This is a genomic window from Microbacterium azadirachtae (assembly GCF_000956545.1).
Lineage (GTDB): Bacteria > Actinomycetota > Actinomycetes > Actinomycetales > Microbacteriaceae > Microbacterium > Microbacterium azadirachtae.
The window spans coordinates 1-1,229 of the sequence record NZ_JYIT01000013.1 but is presented as its reverse complement, the minus strand read 5'-3'; the positions used below and the strand labels follow the sequence as shown (position 1 = coordinate 1,229).

Genomic DNA, 1,229 nt, shown 5'->3' with positions numbered 1-1,229 from the left:
GGGGGAGTCGCCGTACGCCCGGATGGGCTACGTCGACGACGCCGAGATCGAGGCGCACGTGCGGCGTCTGCTCGCGCAGCGCGCGGCCGGCTGACACCCTCCGACACGCCCGGTGTGCGCAGGCTCGGCCGCCGAGTCGGACCCGCCTGCGTCGGCGTGATAGGCTGAGGGAGTTCTCGGGCCCATGGCGCAGTTGGTAGCGCGCCTCGTTCGCATCGAGGAGGTCAGGGGTTCAAATCCCCTTGGGTCCACCGGAACAGAAGGCCCCGAGCAGTCGCTCGGGGCCTTCTTCGTGTCCGCCGCGCGTGTGTCGGGCCGCGGGGCGAGCCGCTCGATTCGCCTGCGCGCCACGGGGCGAGGAAGATGGTGCCATGGGTGAATCCTGCGGTCCCGAGTGCGCATGCGGGGGGCCCGCGCGCGAGGCGCTGCCGGGCGGACGGACGGCGCTCCCGCTGCTCGGGACTCCCGTCGACGACTCCCTCGACGGACGTGACGGACACCGCATCGCGCAGGCTCGGATCCCCGCCGGATCCTTCGTCATGGGCGACTCCTCGGGGGACGAGAACCGCGGCGACGGCGAGACGCCGAGGCACCGCGTGACGCTCCGCGGGTTCGACATCGATGCGACCACCGTGACCAACGCGGACTTCGCGCGTTTCGTCGCGGCGACCGGCTACCGCACCGAGGCGGAGACCTTCGGCTTCTCGGCCGTGTTCCACCTCGCGGTCGCCGCGCCCGATGCCGACGTCATGGGGCCGGCCGCCGGCACCCCGTGGTGGTTCGGCGTGCGGGGCGCCGACTGGGCGCACCCCGGCGGATCGCGCTCCGACCTCGACGGACTGGCGGACCACCCTGTGGTGCACGTGAGCTGGAACGACGCCGTCGCCTACTGCGGCTGGGCGGGCCGCCGCCTGCCCACGGAGGCCGAATGGGAGTATGCGGCCCGGGGCGGGCTCGAGGGGGCGACCTACCCGTGGGGTGACGAGCAGCCCGACGACGGCGGCTGGCGCGTGAACATCTGGCAGGGGGACTTCCCCCGTACGAACACCCTGGACGACGGCTGGCTGACGACCGCTCCCGTGCGGGCCTTCGCCGCCAACGGCTACGGACTGCACCAGCCGGTCGGCAACGTGTGGGAGTGGTGCGCCGACTGGTTCGACCCGCGCGCCTACGAGCGCTCGGCGGAGCAGGATCCCCGCGGCCCGTCGCTCGGCGCGGCGCGCGTGCTG

1 protein-coding gene and 1 tRNA gene are annotated in these 1,229 nt (G+C 73.7%); both read left to right on the top strand.

Annotated elements, in window-relative coordinates:
• Positions 1–178: 178 nt before the first annotated feature.
• Positions 179–251 (top strand) — tRNA-Ala (locus tag RL72_RS00090).
• Between the two features lie 120 nt (positions 252–371).
• Positions 372–1,229: formylglycine-generating enzyme family protein (locus RL72_RS00085; protein ID WP_211255995.1), on the top strand; the 858-nt coding region annotated here is incomplete at its 3' end.